Source organism: Thermodesulfitimonas autotrophica, from assembly GCF_003815015.1.
GTDB lineage: Bacteria > Bacillota > Desulfotomaculia > Desulfotomaculales > Ammonificaceae > Thermodesulfitimonas > Thermodesulfitimonas autotrophica.
Genome location: NZ_RKRE01000001.1, coordinates 508,873 through 527,153 on the forward strand (window position 1 = coordinate 508,873; position 18,281 = coordinate 527,153).

The 18,281-nt window shown below is 59.1% G+C and carries 17 protein-coding genes; 5 read left to right on the forward strand and 12 right to left on the reverse strand.

Going from position 1 to position 18,281, the window contains the following annotated elements; genetic code table 11:
• Positions 1-43: 43 nt before the first annotated feature.
• The 3 genes from EDD75_RS02605 to nadE all read right to left on the reverse strand — a co-directional run bounded on the left by EDD75_RS02605 (position 44) and on the right by nadE (position 2,233).
• Positions 44-637, reverse strand: a complete 594-nt coding sequence (locus EDD75_RS02605; RefSeq protein ID WP_123927603.1) for a hypothetical protein — start codon at positions 635-637, stop codon at positions 44-46.
• 82 nt (positions 638-719) lie between these two features.
• Positions 720-1,475, reverse strand: a complete 756-nt coding sequence (locus EDD75_RS02610) for a YebC/PmpR family DNA-binding transcriptional regulator (RefSeq protein WP_123927606.1) — start codon at positions 1,473-1,475, stop codon at positions 720-722.
• 11 nt (positions 1,476-1,486) lie between these two features.
• Entirely contained in the window at positions 1,487-2,233 is a 747-nt protein-coding gene (nadE, locus tag EDD75_RS02615; protein ID WP_211328053.1) for an NAD(+) synthase, read from the reverse strand.
• A 144-nt stretch (positions 2,234-2,377) separates the two neighbouring features.
• On the opposite strand from nadE, the gene EDD75_RS02620 reads away from it, so the two are divergent.
• Entirely contained in the window at positions 2,378-2,524 is a 147-nt protein-coding gene (locus EDD75_RS02620; protein WP_123927610.1) for a DUF1540 domain-containing protein, read from the forward strand.
• 56 nt (positions 2,525-2,580) lie between these two features.
• Here EDD75_RS02620 and EDD75_RS02625 read toward each other — a convergent pair whose 3' ends face one another.
• The 3 genes from EDD75_RS02625 to EDD75_RS02635 all read right to left on the reverse strand — a co-directional run bounded on the left by EDD75_RS02625 (position 2,581) and on the right by EDD75_RS02635 (position 5,456).
• Positions 2,581-3,288, reverse strand: coding sequence for a hypothetical protein (locus EDD75_RS02625; RefSeq protein ID WP_123927613.1), 708 nt, complete (start codon positions 3,286-3,288; stop codon positions 2,581-2,583).
• A gap of 66 nt (positions 3,289-3,354) precedes the next feature.
• On the reverse strand, positions 3,355-4,110 hold the full coding sequence (locus tag EDD75_RS02630) for a slipin family protein (protein WP_245963028.1): 756 nt from the start codon (positions 4,108-4,110) through the stop codon (positions 3,355-3,357).
• A 17-nt stretch (positions 4,111-4,127) separates the two neighbouring features.
• Positions 4,128-5,456, reverse strand: a complete 1,329-nt coding sequence (locus EDD75_RS02635; RefSeq protein WP_123927619.1) for an NfeD family protein — start codon at positions 5,454-5,456, stop codon at positions 4,128-4,130.
• 139 nt (positions 5,457-5,595) lie between these two features.
• Between EDD75_RS02635 and EDD75_RS02640 the strand changes: the two genes are divergently transcribed.
• A complete protein-coding gene (locus EDD75_RS02640; protein ID WP_245963030.1) occupies positions 5,596-5,988 on the forward strand; it encodes a cyclophilin-like fold protein in 393 nt (130 codons plus the stop codon).
• Between the two features lie 12 nt (positions 5,989-6,000).
• Here EDD75_RS02640 and EDD75_RS02645 read toward each other — a convergent pair whose 3' ends face one another.
• From EDD75_RS02645 to hisS, 3 genes are all read right to left on the reverse strand, one after another.
• Positions 6,001-7,707: a Na/Pi cotransporter family protein gene (locus EDD75_RS02645; protein ID WP_245963031.1), complete on the reverse strand. Its 1,707-nt coding sequence runs from the start codon at positions 7,705-7,707 to the stop codon at positions 6,001-6,003.
• 117 nt (positions 7,708-7,824) lie between these two features.
• Positions 7,825-9,651: an aspartate--tRNA ligase gene (gene aspS, locus EDD75_RS02650; RefSeq protein WP_123927625.1), complete on the reverse strand. Its 1,827-nt coding sequence runs from the start codon at positions 9,649-9,651 to the stop codon at positions 7,825-7,827.
• Positions 9,652-9,723: 72 nt separating this feature from the next.
• Positions 9,724-10,983 (reverse strand): histidine--tRNA ligase, encoded by a 1,260-nt coding sequence (hisS, locus tag EDD75_RS02655; protein WP_123927628.1) that lies wholly within the window; start codon positions 10,981-10,983, stop codon positions 9,724-9,726.
• 227 nt (positions 10,984-11,210) lie between these two features.
• Between hisS and EDD75_RS02660 the strand changes: the two genes are divergently transcribed.
• A complete protein-coding gene (locus EDD75_RS02660) occupies positions 11,211-11,609 on the forward strand; it encodes a TIGR04086 family membrane protein (protein ID WP_123927631.1) in 399 nt (132 codons plus the stop codon).
• 3 nt (positions 11,610-11,612) lie between these two features.
• Here EDD75_RS02660 and EDD75_RS02665 read toward each other — a convergent pair whose 3' ends face one another.
• The gene (locus EDD75_RS02665) at positions 11,613-12,803 is read right to left on the reverse strand and encodes a M24 family metallopeptidase (protein ID WP_123927634.1); all 1,191 of its coding nucleotides are present in this window, start codon (positions 12,801-12,803) and stop codon (positions 11,613-11,615) included.
• A 136-nt stretch (positions 12,804-12,939) separates the two neighbouring features.
• Here EDD75_RS02665 and EDD75_RS02670 point away from each other — a divergent pair, with 136 nt between their 5' ends.
• Positions 12,940-14,769 carry a flagellar assembly protein A gene (locus tag EDD75_RS02670; protein ID WP_123927637.1) on the forward strand — a complete coding sequence of 610 codons (1,830 nt, stop codon included), beginning with the start codon at positions 12,940-12,942 and terminating at the stop codon, positions 14,767-14,769.
• Positions 14,770-14,837: 68 nt separating this feature from the next.
• Here the strand turns inward: EDD75_RS02670 and glgA are convergent, their stop codons facing one another.
• Positions 14,838-16,328: a glycogen synthase GlgA gene (gene glgA / locus EDD75_RS02675; RefSeq protein ID WP_123927640.1), complete on the reverse strand. Its 1,491-nt coding sequence runs from the start codon at positions 16,326-16,328 to the stop codon at positions 14,838-14,840.
• Complete coding sequence (gene galT / locus EDD75_RS02680; RefSeq protein ID WP_123927643.1) at positions 16,321-17,367, reverse strand: galactose-1-phosphate uridylyltransferase; 1,047 nt, start codon at positions 17,365-17,367, stop codon at positions 16,321-16,323. Before galT ends, glgA begins: the two co-directional genes overlap by 8 nt.
• Positions 17,368-17,587: 220 nt before the next feature.
• Between galT and EDD75_RS02685 the strand changes: the two genes are divergently transcribed.
• Positions 17,588-18,268, forward strand: coding sequence for a septum site-determining protein MinC (locus EDD75_RS02685; protein ID WP_170157676.1), 681 nt, complete (start codon positions 17,588-17,590; stop codon positions 18,266-18,268).
• The last annotated feature ends 13 nt before the right edge of the window (positions 18,269-18,281 follow it).

The following is an 18,281-nucleotide window of genomic DNA, read 5'->3' on the forward strand; positions in this document are numbered from 1 at the left end:
TTCCAGCCGGTGCCGTTGTCGCCTTATTCTACACAATACCACTCTACTCCTGCAACTCGTCCAGATTCTCGAGGGCGGCATTCAACGCGGCCTCGCTCCGGAATTCAAGCTCCTGGCGCAACTCCAATTGTACAGCCACGGGCTGCTCTCTAAAACGCATGGCGCGGTGCAGTTTCTCCCGCAATCCCGGGGTCAGCGCCGTTTCCGGCAGCTCCTTCTCGCAGCGCAAAACCCGCTGGTCGAAGCCAAGAGGGCCTTCAAAAACCGCCATGTAACCGTCTTTCAGTCCCAGGTGGCGGTACGGGCGGTGTGCCGGACAGAAATCATCCACCCTCCGGACCAGCTTCAGCGCCACCGGAAGGTTCGCCTCGATCCGCCACCCCGCACTTGCGGGAAACCGCTCCCGGAGCTGGCTCAACCCCAGGCCGATAAGTTCCCGCGGCGCCTCACGTTCCGAAAGGAGCTCCCGTTCGCCGCAGAGGAACTCCCGCTCCATAATGACCACGGTACGCGGATTAACTCTCTCTCTCTTCCAGAAAGATAAAGAGCCCGCCGGGGAAGCAGAAAGCAGGTAAAAAAAGAACAGGCCGCCGGCTACCACCAACGAGAGCAGCACCCACCAGAGCCTGATTTTCATCCTTTTTCCTCCCGTGGCATATTATTCTAAGGCCTATTATGCTCCGCCGGCGTCTTTTCCATGCGTACGAAAACTTTAGAGGCTACCCTGCGGTAGCCTCTTCCATCACCTCCGGTGGGACATCGAAATTCGCGTAAACCTCTTGCACATCATCGAGTTCCTCCAGGGCTTCCACCAGCCGCAACAGCCTAAGTGCTTCTTCGCCCTCGACCGGCACGGTATTCTGCGGGATAAAAGTAAGCTCTGCTTCGTCAACCACCACACCCTGCCCAACGAGAAAATCCTTCACGCGGGTCAGGTCTTCCGGCGCCGTGGTGATCTCGAAAAGCTCCTCGCCGGCCTTGAGATCCTCTGCCCCACCCTCTAAAGCCAGAAGCATTAACTCATCCTCACTGAAGCCCCTGTTTTTCCCAACCAGGATGAGCCCCTTGAGTTGGAAAAGCCAGGCGACACATCCCGCTTCCCCTAAGCTCCCGCCGTACTTAGTGAAGAGATGCCGAACCTCTGAAGCCGTACGGTTGCGATTGTCGGTTGCCGCCTTAACGAGGATGGCCACGCCCCCGGGGCCGTAGCCTTCGTAAAAGACCTCTTCGTAGGCCGCGCCGCCCAGCTCACCCGTAGCTTTCTGAATCGCCCGCTGGATGTTGTCGAAGGGGATGTTGGCCTCGCGCGCCCGCTGAATGGCCGCCTTAAGCCGCGGGTTGGCCTCCGGGTCTGCGCCACCAAGGCGCGCCGCCATGATAATTTCCCGCGACAGCCGGGTGAAAATCTTGCCGCGCGCTGCATCCACCTTGGCTTTCTTGCGCTTGATCTGCGCCCACTTCGAATGCCCGGCCACACCCGCTCACCCTACCTGCAAGAAAGGTGAAAATCTGGAATCGGCGGCAAGCGGAGCTTGTGCTCGTTTTGCCGCGCTAACGCCTCGATTTTTGCCTTGACGTGGGGCGCAGCTTCCCCGGTGCACAAGTAATGATCTAACTCTTCGTAGCTGAAGCCGAGTTCCCTCTCGTCGTTTTGCCCTTCCCAGAGTCCCGCGCTCGGCGGCCGGTTGATGATCGCTTCCGGAATCCCGAGGTAGGCTGCGACCTCCCGGACCTGGCGCTTGAGCAGGTTGCCGATGGGAAGCAGATCGGCGCCGCCGTCGCCGTACTTGGTAAAATAACCGATGGCCAGCTCGCTCCGGTTCCCCGTGCCCACAACGAGCGCCCGGCGCTGATTAGCGTAAAAGTAAAGGGTAGCCATTCGTAGCCTGGGCTTCAGATTAGCTAAAGCCAGCTCCCGCAGATCCAGCTCCGCAAAGGATCTTCCCGTCAAAAGCTCAGCAAACGAACGCCACACCTGATCAAGAACTACGGTTGTGTGCGCGATACCAAAAAGCCGGGCTACGGATTCGGCGTCCCGGGTATCCTTCTCGTTACTGTAACACGGCATGATCACGCCTAAGGTATTTTCCGGGCAGGCTTTCTTACAGAGCACGGCAACAACCGCCGAATCAATTCCCCCGCTCAGGCCCACTACGAAACCTTTAAGACCCGACGCCTCAAGCTGACGCTCCAACCAACCGACCAGCGCTGGCACAAACTCACTAACCTGCAAGTTAATCCCCCCGTCTTTCTTGGCCAACATTATCTTACCACAGCAGCCTTGGCGCCGTAAACACTCTCCGCAGCCGCAACCGCAGAATGCATAAACAAGGTCTTCCTGGGTAAAATAGCAATAGACTTCCAAGGAGGTGAGAAGGTGCCGGATATCAAGTGCAACGTAACCGAATGTCAGTACAACCAGAATGTGAAGTGCGCCGCGCCCATGATCCAGATCGACCGGAACGGCGCCGCGCACGCCGCTAATTCGGACCAGACCAAGTGTGAAACGTTCAAGAAGAAATAACCTTGAAGCCTGACCCCCGTGGTCAGGCTTCAACCCTTTAAACCGCCTACGTTCCGTCATTGCTGCTGAACCGGCGGCTCGATCCGAAACGGCTTATTGAAATCACCCAGATCGAGGGTCACCGCCAAGCGGGTCGGGGCATTCTTGCTCTGGGCGCCAACCGCGACGCTAACAATGTAACATCTTTCGGGCGCAATGGTCACCCGGTAGTGGAAATCCCGGAACTGCGCGTTAAGAAAGCGATTCTTGACCGCTGGCGCAAATTCAACAAGGTAGAAGGTTTCCTTCTTCCCGCGCACCCTTTTAGCGGTGCTCACCGTCGGCGGGGTAGTGAAGTCCAGGAGAACGAGGGGATCAAGCTCGGTAGTGAAAACGCCCGCCTCTCCCAACCGTTCGCCCTCAAGGGTGAGCCACCGCTCGGAAAAAGAGTCCTTGATGTAGGTCACTCCCCCGACTTGAACAATCGCAACCGGAGCGTTAAAAATTTTCCCCCGCACCGAAACCCGGTCGGGGAGCACCCGGACCCCGTGTAAGTCGCTAAGGCAGCGCGCTCCCCGCGGCGTGATCAACTGCGTTCTCAGGCGGTAAGCATATGATTTCGCCCCTTTTGTCTGCGCTAACGCCCTAGTGAAAAGCTCCTGCGGGTCGACTGCCGCTAGCGGGCGGTTTACGAGGATGAACCAAGCCAGGGCGCCCAAAAGCGCCACTGCCGGTACGGATAAAAGCACGAAGCGCCCGCAGCGAAAGGCAGGCCAGCGCACCATCCATCCCTCCCCTGGCTCTCACGCTTACCCTAAGGAATATGCACCGCCACGGGAGGGATATGACCTTCAGCCGTCGGCCCGCTTATTAAACAGGGAACGGATCAAGTCGAGCGGTAGCGGAAAAACGATGGTACTGGCGTTATCGGCCGCTATCTCCCGCAGTGTTTGCAGGTAGCGGAGCTGCACCGTTACCGGCTCCTGAGCAATAATCCGCGCTGCCTCCGCCAGTTTTTCCGCCGCCTGCAACTCCCCTTCCGCGTGGATGATCTTCGCCCGCCGCTCCCGCTCCGCCTCGGCCTGTGCGGCCATCGCCCGCTGCATCGATGCCGGGAGCTCCACGTCGCGCACTTCGACCATGCTCACCTTGATGCCCCACGGTTCGGTGCCCTCGTCAATGATTTGCTGGAGCCGCTGGTTAATTGCTTCCCGGTGGGCCAACAACTCGTCGAGCTCCGACTGTCCGAGGACACTCCGCAGCGTGGTCTGCGCCAGCTGGGAGGTAGCGTGGACCGGGTCGATCACCTTGATCACCGCGTCCACCGGGTTGATGACCCGGAAATAGACCACCGCGTTCACCTTCACCGTAACGTTGTCGCGCGTGATCACCTCCTGCGTGGGCACTTCCATCGTTACCACCCGCAAGTCGACCTTCCGCATCCGCTCAATAAGCGGGATGAGCAGGAAAAGACCCGGCCCGCGCGCTCCCACACACCGGCCGAGCCGGAAAATGACGCCGCGCTCATACTCCTGGACGATGCGGATTGACGCCGCCAAGAGAAAGAGCCCGAGTAAGAAAAGAAAACTAGTGAAACTGAAAAACACCGGAACACCTCCCCGCATTAAAACTTTTTCCGGACCTTAAGGCGTAGGCCCTCGACTCCGGTAACAACCACCTTCTCACCCGGGACCGCTTCCGCCCCTTCTTCCAGAACCGCCTGCCACCGCTCCCCCGCCACGAAAACCGTCCCGGTCGGTTTTAGCCGCTCCCGTACCACCGCCTCCCGCCCGACTAACTCCTCGCAACCGGTCTGAACCCGCCGCTTCTGCCCCCGCACCACCGCCGTTACCAGCAGGGCCAGAAGCCCCGCGAGAGTGAGGCTGGTTGCGGCGACCAACCCCGTGCCCAGGCGCATCCCCCCTCCCCGCGTGCTGAATAGGAGGACGGAACCGAAGAAAAAGGCGATCACACCCCCCGCTCCTAAGAGCCCGTGGGTGGGAACGAAAGCCTCAGCAACAAAAAAGGCGAAGGCGAGCACAATGAGCAGCAGCCCGCCCCAGTATGCCTCAAGCGTACCGAGGCTGTAAAGACCGAGGAGGAGGGCGATACCCCCGGCGACGCCGGGGAAAACCAACCCCGGATGGTAAAGTTCCACCATTAACCCGATCATCCCCAGGGTAAGCAACAGGTAGGCAATTTCCGGGTTCAAAACCGCCGATAGAAATCGCTCCACCCAGTTCGGCCGCACCGCTTCTGCGACCGCACCCGCAAGCTGGAGGGTTACGCGCCGCCCGTCCACCAGTGTAACGCTCCTGCCGGAAATCTTCTTAAAGAGCTCCGCCTCGCTTGCCGCTACCACGTCCACCAGCCTCTGCTTTAGGGCCTCACCGGCAGAAAAAGAGCGGCTCTCGGTCACCATCTTCGCCGCCGCACCGGCATCTCGTCCCCTCAATTCCGCGAGCGAACGCATCCAGGCCGCCGCGTCGGCCGTAACCTTCGCGACTGATACCTCTTCTTGTTCCTCACCGACGGCTACCGGATGGGCGGCACCAATCCGGCTACCCGGAGCCATGGCCGCAACATGCGCCCCCATGGCGATGAAAGAGCCGGCGGAAGCCGCCCAGCTCCCTGCAGGGCTAACGTAAACAATGACGGGCGTCCGCGCATTGACGATCCGGCCCACAATCCCTTGCGTGACGGTATAAAGCCCACCCGGAGTATTCAGCCGGATAAGGCAAACGGCCCGCTCTTCCTCAGCACGTTCGATCCCGCGCGCTATATAGTGCGCCATTACCGGCACCACCGGCCCCGTCGCATCGAGAACCACGACCCGGGGCCGTTCCTGCGCCGAGAAGCGCAACGATGCCTGCGCCGGAACGCCGGGGCCGGGCCCCGCCACAAGCGCGGCCCCAATGATAATAAGTAAAAAGAATAATTTCCGCACCCGCATTCCTCTTCATCCTTCTCCCTCACCAACTTTCGCTACCATCAAAGAAGATTCCTCCCGGAAAAACTTGAAAGGAGTAGAGAAGCGCACGCCGAATAAAATTTTGAAGCCATTGTCTGAAAGATTAAGGAGCTGGTGCGTTGTGTCAAACGCAGCAAAAAGAATTGTCCGGATAGAGGTCGGCGCCGTCACGCTACAAGCAGCACTTAACGACTCGCAAACGGCCCGCGCGGTATGGGAGGCGCTCCCCATAACCGGAAGTGCTAACCGCTGGGGTGACGAGATCTACTTTTCCGTTCCGCTCACCCTGCCTGAAGAAAACCCGCAGGAACTGGTCGCCGTAGGCGATATTGCTTACTGGCCGGAAGGGCCAGCCCTCTGCCTCTTTTTCGGGCCGACACCGGTAAGCAGGGGCAGCGAGGTTCGCCCGGCCAGTCCAGTGAACGTCTGCGGGCGGATTATGGGGGATGCCACGGTGCTTAAAGCGGTCCGGGACGGGACACCGATCAGGATCGTGCGTCCGGAAGAAAAGTAGCGCGCGGACCAGCTACAGCGCTTCGATCCGCACCGCGTTCTCCTCTTCCGGTTCCTCCTCGAGAAGCGGTGGCTCCGGCGGGCAGACCCGCTCCGCGGTTAATTCCCCGGCAACGGTAAGGGCGATATTCCGGAGGTGCTCGGCAATCCGGACGTAAGCATTAAGCAGCTCAAGGTGGAGCCGGGATGAGGCTTCCGTTTCCTTAATCCCTTCTCGTAACCGGTAGATGTGGGTGCTGCGTAATCCCCGTTCTAACTTCAACACCCGGGGATGCAGCTTGATCGCCTGCTCCGCAAGGCAATAGTCTGCCCGCACCAACGCCTTGTGGGTAAGCCGCATCATCAGGCAGACTTCCTGGTAGATCATCGAAAGCTCTTCCCAACCGGTCGACGAAAAGATAATCCGTTCCCGAATCTTCTGCTGTAACTGGGGCACGATGTTCTTACTTATAATGTCGCTGATCAACTCCAGATCGTTCAGCACCTTAATCAAACCCATACCCTTCTCGAACTCCCGGCGGCTCAAAGGCCGCCGGAGCAGAAGGGTGATGTAAGCCGTTGCCTTAGAGAAGAGCGTGTTGACCACGTTTTCCTTATAAATCATCCGCTCCGTCAAATCGTACTTGTTGAAGCGCAATACCCGGTCCACATCCCGGAACATCCGCAGCACCTCCGCCGAGAGCCGCGCAACTTCCCGGTAGGCCAGGCCCAGAGCAATCGAAGGGGTGTCGAGCAGGGCCTCGTTCAGGTACCGCGGTTCGAAATCGGGAATCTTTTTTTCCGGCAGCAGCCGTTCTAGTGCCCGGGCACCGAAATTGCGGAGCGGGAAAAAGGCGCAGGTGACGAAGACGTTAAAGAGGGTATGGGCGTTGGCAACCTGGAAGCTTGGTGACGAAGTAACGCTGGTCAACCAGTTGACAAACGGCACCGCAAAAGGAAATACGAGAAAGGTTCCCCCCACCTTGGCTAAAACATGCGCCGCTGCAACCCGCTGCGCTTCGCGGTGGGAACCAAGACTGGAAAATACCGCCGTAAACGAGGAGCCGACATTTGCACCGAGAATAAAGTAGAAGGCGGCAAGCGTATCGATCAGGCCCTGGGAGGCCAGCACCACGATAACGCCGAGAGCCGCCGCGCTGCTGTGAACCAGGAAGGTAAAGATCGCGGCGATCAGAATCGCTAGCAGCGGGCTAGAACTTACCCCCAGCAGCGCCTCTTTTAAAACAGCCGAGTAGCGCAGGGGCGCCATCGCGTCTCCCATAATCTTCAGGCCTAAGAAGAGAAGCCCAAAGCCGATGACCGCCTGCCCCACCCGCCGGTAGCGATCCTTCTTGCTAAAAAAAACGATAAGCGCCCCTACGCCCACGATGGGAAGAGAGATCTCCGTCACCTTGAGGGCGATGAGCTGGGCCGTAACCGTGGTCCCGATATCTGCGCCGAGAATCACGGGCAGACACTGGCGCAACGTAACCACCGACGCGGCCGCGAGCCCCACCAGGATCACCGTCGTCGCGGTGCTGCTTTGGAAGAGGATCGTGACCACCGCTCCGGCAACAAGCCCGAGAAAGGGCCGGTCGGTTACGGCGCTGAAGATCTGGCGCAGCCTGTGGCCCGCGATTTTCTGCAGGCCCTCGCTCATGACGCTGATACCGTATAAAAGAAGCCCCATGCCACCTAGCAGCATAAGGGCCATCGTCGTAAGCGACAATTCCTGCGGCAAAACTACACTCCCATGTCTGGCTTCGTCCGTCTAAAAGCTCTCTTAATTAATTATATCGCGAAAACAGGGCACAATTTAACGTTCTGCGCGAAATTTTTCGTTCTGGTACCGGATTTCTTAATTACCTTTACTCCCGACCAGCGGACCGGACACCTGCGCCCGGGCTACAGCCGGCTCTTTTAGTTGCAGCCGGATATGTAGCTCCGCAAGCTGGTGCGCCGTAACAGGTGCCGGCGCTCCCGTCATCAGGTCCTGGGCGCTCTGGGTTTTCGGGAAGGGAATGACGTCCCGGATGGTCTTTCGCCCGAGAAGCAACATCAGCAGGCGGTCAAAACCGAAGGCGATCCCGCCGTGCGGCGGCGCACCGTACTCGAAGGCCTCAAGCAGAAAACCGAACTTCTCGGCAGCCTCCTCCGGCCGCAAATCGATCGCCCGGAAGAGCTCTTCCTGGACTTCCCGCCGGTGGATACGGATGCTGCCGCCCCCGAGCTCGACACCGTTTAAGACCAGGTCGTAAGCCTTAGCCCGGACCCGCCCCGGATCGGTAGCCAGCAGCGGGATATCTTCCTCCCGCGGGGCAGTGAACGGATGGTGGACGGCGACATAACGCTGCTCCGTCTCGTCGTACTCGAGCAGTGGGAAGTCGACGACCCATAAGAAGGCGAATCCTGCCGGAACCAAGCCGAGCATCGCCGCGAGGTGCGTCCGCAGCGCCCCGAGGCTGCGCTGCACTACCGGTCGCCGGTCAGCGACGAAAAGGAGGAGGTCTCCCGTGCCCGCCTCCAGCCGGCCGGCAAGCGCCTCGATTTCCCCCGGCTTAAAGAACTTAAGGATGGGGGATTTGGGTCCCTCAGGCGTAAGCTGAATATAGGCCAATCCCTTAGCACCGAAAAGAGCCGCGTAGCGGGTAAGCTCGTCAATCTCCCGGCGGCTGAAGGAGGCTGCGCCGGGAACCGCAATTCCCTTGACGCAACCACCGGCGGCAACCGCCCCCGCAAAAACCTTGAACTCGCTGCCGGCAACGAGATCCGAAACGTCCGTAAGCCTCATCCCGTAACGGAGGTCAGGCTTATCAGTACCGTAAAACTCCATCGCGTCCGCGTAAGTAAGGCGCGGGAAAGGAGTTTTTACTTCAACCCCCGCCACTTCCCGGCAGACCGCAGCAATGAGCGCCTCGCTCAGCGACAGCACGTCGTCCACATCGACGAAAGACATCTCGATATCGATCTGGGTGAACTCGGGCTGCCGGTCGGCACGAAGATCCTCGTCCCGAAAACAGCGCACAATCTGGAAGTAGCGGTCCATCCCGGCCACCATCAGGATCTGCTTGAAAAGCTGGGGAGACTGCGGCAAAGCATAAAAACGTCCCGGGTTCACCCTACTCGGTACTAAATAATCGCGCGCTCCTTCCGGCGTGCTCTTGGTGAGCATAGGCGTCTCAATCTCCCAGAAGCCGTGCGCGTCTAAGAAATCACGCACCGCTTTTGCCGCCCGGTGGCGCATCCGGATCGCTTCCTGCATCTCCGGCCGGCGCAGGTCCAGGTACCGGTAACGAAGCCGCAGGTCCTCGTCAACGTTAATCTCGTCCTCGATCAAGAAGGGCGGCGTTTTGGCCCGGTTGAGAATATTACAGGCGGTTGCGTAAACCTCCACTTCCCCGGTTTTAAGCCTGGGGTTTTCCGTTCCCGGAGGCCGCCTGCGGACCTCGCCCTCGACCCGCAAAACATACTCACCCCGGACCGCTTCCGCTATCTTAAACGCTTCCGCGCTGACCTCCGGGCTGAAGACCACTTGCACAATCCCCTCGCGGTCCCGAAGATCGATAAAGATGAGACCGCCGTGGTCCCGCCGCCGGTGGACCCATCCGGCCAGAATAACCTTTCTCCCAACGTCTCGCGCCGCCAAATCCCCACAATAGTCACTACGGTATACTTGCAGTCCCATCACTACCAAGATCCTCCTGCTCTTTTTGCCAGATAGCGCCGCCAGATTCAAAAATCCTCGGGCGTCCGTCCTTCACTGCCCCAGGCGCTCTTTAAGCCACGAAACAAGCGCCACCTCCGGAACCTCCACCTGTTCCCCTGTTTCCATGGCGCGCACGGAGACATTGCCCCGGTCGAGTTCCTCCTCGCCGACGATAACCACCCATCGCGCGGCGCGCTTGTTTGCCTGTTTCAGCTGTCCCTTGAGCCCCCGCCCGCTGTAATCCCGCTCCGTCGCGATCCCGGCAGCCCGGAGCCGCCGGAGAATTGCGGGGACACGCCCGGCTGCCCTCTCCCCCGCAAAGGCAACAAAGACCTCTGGCGCGGCCGCCCCGGGCAGCTCTACCCCCTGCTCCGCAAGCGCAAGCAGGGTCCGCTCTAACCCGACCGCAAACCCGACTCCGGGAGTAGGCGGCCCACCGCACGTCTCGACGAGCTTATCGTAACGGCCGCCGCCGCCGATCGCGCTCTGGGCACCGATTCCGGGAACCAGAACCTCAAAAGCGGTGCCCGTGTAGTAGTCAAGGCCCCGCACGAGACGCCCGTTAACCAAAAAACTTACCCCGCAGGCAGCAAGCTCCTTCTGAACCGCGGCGAAATGGCTCCGGCACCCGCCGCAGAGGAAATCAAGCGGGACCGGCGCCTCCTTGAGGAGCTCTCGGCAGCCTTCCTCCTTACAGTCGAGGATCCGGAGGGGATTCCGCTCCACCCGCTCAAGGCAGTGGGAGCAAAGCCCGCCGGCTTTACCCCGAAAATATTCCCGGAGCGCAGCGACCAAGGCCTGGCGGCAAGACATACAGCCGACGCTGTTGATTTCTAACTGTAGCCCCCGCAGTCCCACCCGGGCGTAAAAATCCATCAAGAGGCAAATCACCTCGGCATCAGCCACCGGCTCGGCCGTGCCGAAGACTTCCGCCCCGAACTGGTGAAACTGCCGGTAACGTCCCGTCTGGGGGCGGTCGTAGCGGAACATCGGCCCAACGTAGTAAAGTTTCACCGGCTGTGGCCACTTGTGAAGCCCGTTTTCGATGAAAGCCCGGACCACTCCCGCCGTTCCCTCCGGCCGCAGGGTGAGGCTCCTGCCCCGGCGGTCCCGGAAGGAGTACATCTCTTTCATCACGATGTCGGTATCCTCACCCACGCCCCGTTGAAAAAGCTCGGTGAATTCAAAGATGGGCGTTCTTATTTCCCGGTAGCCGTAAACCCTGGTAAGCTCGCGAATCACCCGCTCCAGGTACTGCCACCGCTCCGTCTCTCCCGGAAGGATATCGGCCACACCCCGCGGCTTCTTCACCGTCTGAAAACCCCTTAGCAATTCTTGATTCCAAAACTAAAGAAACCCGCATCCGTCAGCGGGTAAAGGCTCTTTCCGAGGCCACCCGGCCAAAGTAATTTTACCACCGCCCGGTGCAAGTTGCAACGCAAGCGGCTTTTCTTGGTGCTATTCTGGTTATTTTTCTAAAACCGAAGGCATAAAAATCTTTCAGGGAATACGACCAACACCAGAGACGAGGTGGGCATATGGGTCTGGAACTTGAAAAGGAACGGTCCCGGGGGCTGAACCTTATTGCCATCGGCCGCGGCACTTTGATGGGCGCCGTTGCCTCGCTCACCGGAACCCTGCTTATGGCGGCCCTCTTTTATTTCACCAGCCTCTCCGAGAGGACCTTTCCTTACATCGTTTCCTTTGTACTCTTCCTCAGCGGCATGCTCGGGGGCAGCCTTGCCGCAAGGTCTGCCGGCAACCGCGGGCTCATTCACGGCCTTGCCGCCGGGACGGCCCTTTTCCTTCTGCTGTGGCTCGCCGCGGTGGCCGTCCTGCCCGGCCCCGTAACTTCCGGGATGCTCCTCAAAAAGTTCTTCCTCCTCGCCTCGGGCGGTGCGCTCGGTGGCTTTCTCGGTATTGCCCTGCTGCCGTAAAAATCACCGCAGCTGGTAAATACCGTCGGGGAAATTGGTAAGCCGCTCCACCCCGTTTGCGGTCACAACTACCGTATTTTCGATGCCCACCGCCCCTTCACCCGGAAAGACAAACTTCGGCTCAAGCGCAAAAACCATCCCGGGCGCCAGCGTCTCCTCGACCCCCGCGGCGAGCACAGGAAGCTCGTTGAGTTCAAGACCAACGCCGTGGCCGATAAAACGGACCGGTTGCCGCCAGCCCTGAAAATTATCCGCCAAGTCCGCCTTCCGGGCCATTGCCACCGCCAGTTCGTAGAGCGCCCCGCCCGTAACACCCGGACGAACAGCCTCCAGAACCGCCGCCTGGATCTCCAGCGCTACGGCGTGGGCCCGCGCCAGCCGCCCGCTCAGTTCCCCGATCACGAAAACGCGCGTCGCGTCGGTGATGTAACCGCGGTAGGCGAAGCCGTAATCGACATAGAGCGGTTCATCGGCTTTAAGCCGCCGCCAGCCGGCACCAAACGCGAAGCTCGGGTCAAGACCCAGCCCGGAAACCGGCCCATCAAAGGAGGACGGCGCCGCCCCGCTTGGTCCCGTAAGCAAGTGCCCCATGAAGAAATCATAGTTCATCCCGCGAAACCGCACCAGACCCTGGTGCCCGAGCCGCCGCGCTTCCCCCTCAAGAAGACCCGCCATCTCCACCTCCGTCCGGCCCACTTCAGCCACCCGCGGCACAGTAGCAAGCATCTGGTCCAGGCGGCGGCCGCTCTCCGCCAGAATTTCAATCTCGTAGGGCGACTTTACCGCCCGCTGTTGGCGGATGAATCCGGAGACGTCGACAAAGCGGGTACCTGGAAACAGTTTCTGGTAGCGCAGATAAATGCTCACCGGCAGGACGTCGCACTCACACCCCAGAACCTCCGGCACTGGCAGGCCGAAGCCGCTGAGGATCCCGGGAATCTCGCCGAAACGCCGCAAGGGCACCACGTTTTTCAGCGCCGCCGTCAGGCGCGCCTGCTCGTAATCCCGGCGGACCATGAAAACCGGCTCTCCTTCCGCCGGAATATAGAGGTGCCCGCTCTGGCAGGTCCCGGAGTAGTAGAGGATGTCCGCGCTTTGAGTCAGAAGCGCCGCCGTGATGCCCTCAGCCTGCAGGCGCCGCTGGAGTCCCTGCACGCGCCGGTAAACTTCCCCCTGGAGCAACTCTTCCGGCAAAGAAGATCCCCTCCACAGCCATTTGGAAACAGTATAAGAAAATGACTCGCAAAAGTAAATAGCCGGAAATGAAAAGGAGGATTTTGGGCAATTTTGTCGAATTTTTTACTTTAAGCCCGTCACGGAGGTGAGCGCCTTGTCGGAAAGCCAGTTAGTGGAACCCGGGGTGGCATGGGTTAAGGACGGAAAAGTTTTTGTCCGTGATCCGGGAGAGAATGGCCCGCCAGCCCTTATTTCCCCTGGCCAGGGCATTCGCCTGATCGTCAACGGCACCGAACAGCAGGGGTTAACGCCCGTTTACGAAAAAGACAAAATCGAAATCATCCCTGAAACGCATGAGGAGCCCGGGAGGATTGCGGTCCTGGTCGCCCCAACCAAATTCAAGGCCTACCTTGACGTCCGCCTGACGAAACGCACTACCTACCGGCTCGCCGATACCGAGCCCCAGCAAAACCTTGTTTTAGAAGCGGTGCCGGTAACCGAAGAACTGATGCCGCTCGACAAAGAGGGACTCTACCGCCTCCTCGCGGAAAACCGCGTCACCCACGGGATTTTGGAAGCGGCGCTTGCCTCCCTCTACGAAAAACCTACCAACGGACGCCTCCTCATCGCCGAAGGGAAAAGCCCCGAACCGCCGGTCGATGAAAAAGTCCTGATCACCTGTTGCATAGATGGCGAAGCCAGACCGGTAATTCTCGAAAACGGAACGGCCGACTACCGTAACCTGGGCCGCTTCCCTTCCGTGGAAGCAGGGGCCGTCCTGGCGGTCAAGCAACCCGGGATACCCGGGAAACCCGGCTTCCGCGTCGACGGCGAACCCGTTCAACCGCCGCCGAAGACCGTTGAGTTAGAGGCAGGCCCGGGCGCTACCCTTTCCCCCGACGCCAAATCCGTAATAGCGACAGTGAGCGGCCGGCCGGTCATCCGCCAGGCGGGTAACCGTTATCTATGTTCGGTAGAACCCTACCTTAAAATCAAGGGTGATGTAAACCTCGAAACCGGTCACATAATCTTTAAGGGCGACGTCGAAATCGCCGGTAGCGTGCGCGAAGCGATGCGGGTGGAGGCCGCCGGAAAGGTTTTCGTCGGCGGCGAGGTTGCTGAAGCAACCATCGTCGCCGAAGGCGATGTCATTGCCCGGAGCATCATCGGCAGCACGGTCCGGGCAGGCGGCCCGAAAGTGTACTATGAAAAGGTCAGGCAAACAGTCACCGAAGTAGCGCAGCTTTTAACCCAGGCGTTGCGAAATGTGGAGCCGGCACTCCAGCACGCAGCCGCCCGCGGCCGCAAACTCACCCCGCCAGGCGCGCTCCTGATGTTAATCGACAGTAAATACCAGCGCCTTCCTCAGGCGGTCAAGGAACTTGTCAAATTAATAGAGACGGCACCCCAATTCAAAGTCAAGGTACCACCTCCCTGGCGGGAAACCATTTCGAGCTTGAGCGACCTCTTTCTCAAATTTGGCTTGGCTACCGAACAGAATCTGGAAAACGTTTTGAAGGCTTTGAAAGAGCTTGTCTTGCTCCAGGCGGAAGTTACCGAGCTTGCCTCCGGGGCCCAGGCGGGGATAACAGCCCAATACGTGCTCAACAGCGATCTTGAGGCCACCGGTAACGTTCAGGTAACGGGCCAGGGAGCATTCAATTCAAATATCCGGGCCGGTGGTGGCGTTCGGGTCCTGGGCATCTTCCGCGGTGGTGAAATAGAAGCCCAGGATAATGTTTTTATCGGCCTCGCCGGATCCGATATCGCGGTCAAAACGGTCATTAAAGTGCCCAGCAATAAAAAGATTGAGATCAAGAAGTCCTATCCCGGCGTGGTACTTTACGTAGGCAGACAGGTAGCCGAGATCACCAAACCGCAGCGCGAGATTCACACCGGCCTTGATAGCGAAGGGCGCCTCGAAATCAGCGCCATCTCCTGGGAACCCGAAACCCAGGATAAAGGGAAAGAGCCCTCTGCCTGACCGCTGGAAACGCTGACCAAAACAACCGCCGGGGTCAAACGTCTCCTGCCGCACCGCTGCCGGTGGTCTTACGCCGTGCGAAGCGCAACTGCGTTACGGGAAATGGCCTCCCGGTAAAGCTGTAAGTACTCCACCGCCGACCGCGCCCACGAAAAGTCCAAAAGCATCGCGTTCTTCACCAGGCGCTGCCAGACATCGGGATTATCCCGGTAGAGTTTTAGAGCGCGGGCAATCGCGGCGTAAAGTTCCCTACCACTATAGCCGGTGAAAACAAAACCGTTACCGCAAAGTGTCGCCGGGTTGAACTCCGTTACCGTGTCGGCTAACCCCCCCGTAGCCCGCACCACCGGAATTGTTCCGTAACGCATGGCGATCAACTGCCCCAGACCGCAAGGTTCAAACCGCGAGGGCATTAAGAATATATCCGCCCCCGCGTAAATGCGCTGGGCCAGGACGGGGTTGAAGCCGAGTTGTAGCCCGATCTTTTGCGGGTAAGACCGCTTGAGTCTTTCGAACATCTTATGGTAATAGGGGTCGCCGGTGCCTAAAACGACAAGCTGGATATCGAGCTGCATTAATTCTTCGGCAATTTCGTCGATGAGGTCCAGCCCCTTCTGCGCTACCAGCCGGGAGACGATTCCCAATACCGGAACGTCCTTGATTGGCAGGTCCATTTCTTTTTGCAGGGCGAACTTGTTTTCCTTTTTATCCGCAATGTTATCGGCGCTGTAGTTCCGGTGGATGCGCGGGTCGGTGGCCGGGTTGAATTCGTGGTAGTTGATCCCGTTCACAATTCCGTACAGGTCCTTGGCGCGCATCCGCAAGAGACCGTCCATCCGCTCCCCGAAGGCCGGCGTCTGAATCTCCTGGGCGTAGGTCTTACTCACCGTGCTGATGACGTCCGCGTAAAGGATGCCCGCTTTCATAAAGCTAAAGGTACCGTAAAACTCGAGGCGATCAGGGCGGAAGTAGTCGTCACCGAGATTAAAGAGCCGCAGCGTTTCCCGCGGGAAATTTCCCTGGTACTGCAGGTTGTGAATTGTGTAAACGGCAGAAATCTTCTGGTAGAACGGGTCGTGTGCGTAGTGCGTCTTGAGGAGCAGGGGAATCGGCCCCGTCTGCCAGTCGTTGCAGTGGATGATATCCGGCTGCCATCCCAGCCGGGGCAACATCTCCAGCACGGCGAAGCAAAAGAAGGCGAAGCGCTCGGCATCATCAGGGAAGGCGTAGATCCCGTCCCGGTAGAAGTAGTGGTAGTTCCCGGTGAGGTAAACGGGAATCTCGCGCGTCTGCCCCTTGTACTGGGCTTCAATCTTTGCCTTCCTTAGGATACAGGTTCTTAACCGTCCCGCGAGCGAAACGGGAAAATCGAGGGCGTAATCCACACCTTCGATTCCCTTGTAGTGCGGGAGGACAATACGGACATCATTACCCTGCTCGTTGGCGCCGAAGGCCAGGGCTTTCGGCAAGGAACCGGCAACATCGGCCAAGCCCCCCACCTTGGCAAAAGGAACGACTTCCGAAGCAACCATCAGGATCTTTAAAGGGCGGTCAAACACCGGCGCGCACCTCCTGGACCGCAGAGATAACCTCCGGGCACCATTTCCCCGCCTCCCGCAAGGCGGCAGCGGCCATCTCCGGTGGGGTCGGATTAATGTAATAACCAGTGCCGAGCTCGAAGCCCGCGATAATCGTCAGCCGCGGGAGGATTTCAATATGCCAGTGATAGTCCTCCTCAGCAACGTCATTAACCGGGCAGGTATGCAGCACCAGGTTGTAAGGCGGGTCGTAAACCGTCCACGCCAGGCGCCGCAAGGACTCGCGCAGCACGTAAGCCAGATCGCGTACCCCGGCCTCGTCGATGTCCGCAAAATCACGCTGGTGCTTCTTGGGTAAAATCCACATCTCGAAAGGGAAGCGTGCCGCGTAGGGAACAAAAGATATAAAGTGGCTCGCCTCCACCACCACCCGCTCCCCGGTTGCCGCTTCATGCTGCCAAACGTCGCAATAAACGCATCTCCCTCGCTCCTCCCGGTAAGCGCGAACGCCGGCAAGCTCCTCCTTGATCTCGGCAGGGACCATCGGTATAGCGATCAGTTGGGAGTGGGCATGCTCAAGGGAAGCGCCCGCCACCGAGCCTTTATTCTTAAAAATAGAGATGTACTTCAGCCTGGTATCCCGGCGCAGGTCGAGGGAACGGGCCCGCCACGCCCAGATCACCTCCGCCACCTGCCATTCGGTCTGGTTGATCAGGTTCGGCTCGTGGTCGGTAGTCTCAACAATCACTTCGTGTGCGCCGACACCGCACCAGGTATAGTAGATGTCCTTACGGGTCATCTTGTTATCTTCTTCGACACGACAGGCCGGAAATTTATTGGGGACCACCCGGACCCACCAGCCCGGCCGGTTAGGTTCGCTACCCGGCTTCCGGAAAGCAAGCACTTCGGGCGGAGTATCACCCTCGTGCCCTTCGCAAAGCGGGCACCGCTCCTGCTTTTTCTGTTCCAGGGGCGGACGGTAATCCGTAGGGCGCTTCGCCCGCTCAGTGCTCACCGCAACCCACCGGTCCACCACCGGATCCTTACGCCACTCCGGCAAAACAGACTACCTCCCTTACTGTAAATAGTTGTCAGGCAGGAGGAGAAACAAGTTACTCGTTATATTAATATACCCGTCTTTTCTTGAAAAGCGCCCCCGGCGGAAAAAAAGCGGCAACATTTTTCTACCCGTACAGGATAAAGAAGGAAAAACTCGGTTTATCCCGAATACGATTCAATGGGAAACTTATGAAAGAGCCGGGGTGAAAAAGGTGGGCAGAATGCAGGGCGTGCAGATCAAGGGAACTCGCGACGGTCTGGTAATCATGCTCAATCCGGCCCGTACTTTCGATGAACTTAAAGAAAGCCTGCTCCGCCAGTTAGAACAGGCCCGCGATTTCTTTAAAGGGGCACGCGTCACCTTTTATAACGGCCAAACCGAAATCCCTGCCGAGCACAGGGAGGAACTCCTCCGGATTGTGGCCCGCTACGGACTGATTTATACGGACAATATCACTTACCCGTATGCGGGTAGGCCTGCAGAGCGAAGCTCAACCGCCACGCCAAGCAGCGCTATCTGCTACAAGCACCAGCAAGTTCTTTCCCCCATACCGCCGGAGCCCGCCGTACTGCCGGAGATGGCTGAGCCCGCTCTGCTACTTAACCGGAGCCTCCGCGCAGGGCAAGCCGTTAAAACCGAAAGACACCTCGTCATCACCGGAGACGTTCACCCCGGTGCCCAGGTGAGCGCTGGTGGGAGCATTGTGGTTCTCGGCCACCTTGCCGGGCGGGCGGCCGCAGGCCTTTACGGTGACCGCACCACGGTGGTCGTCGCCGGCCGCCTTGCTCCTGTAGCTCTCTCCATCGCCGGCATCAGTGCTACACCGCCGACCAAGACGTTAGTCGCTGCTAAGGCCGTGCTCGAGGGAGATAAGATCGTTTACCGTTCGTTTTACAGGTGAGCGGCTCCATTTT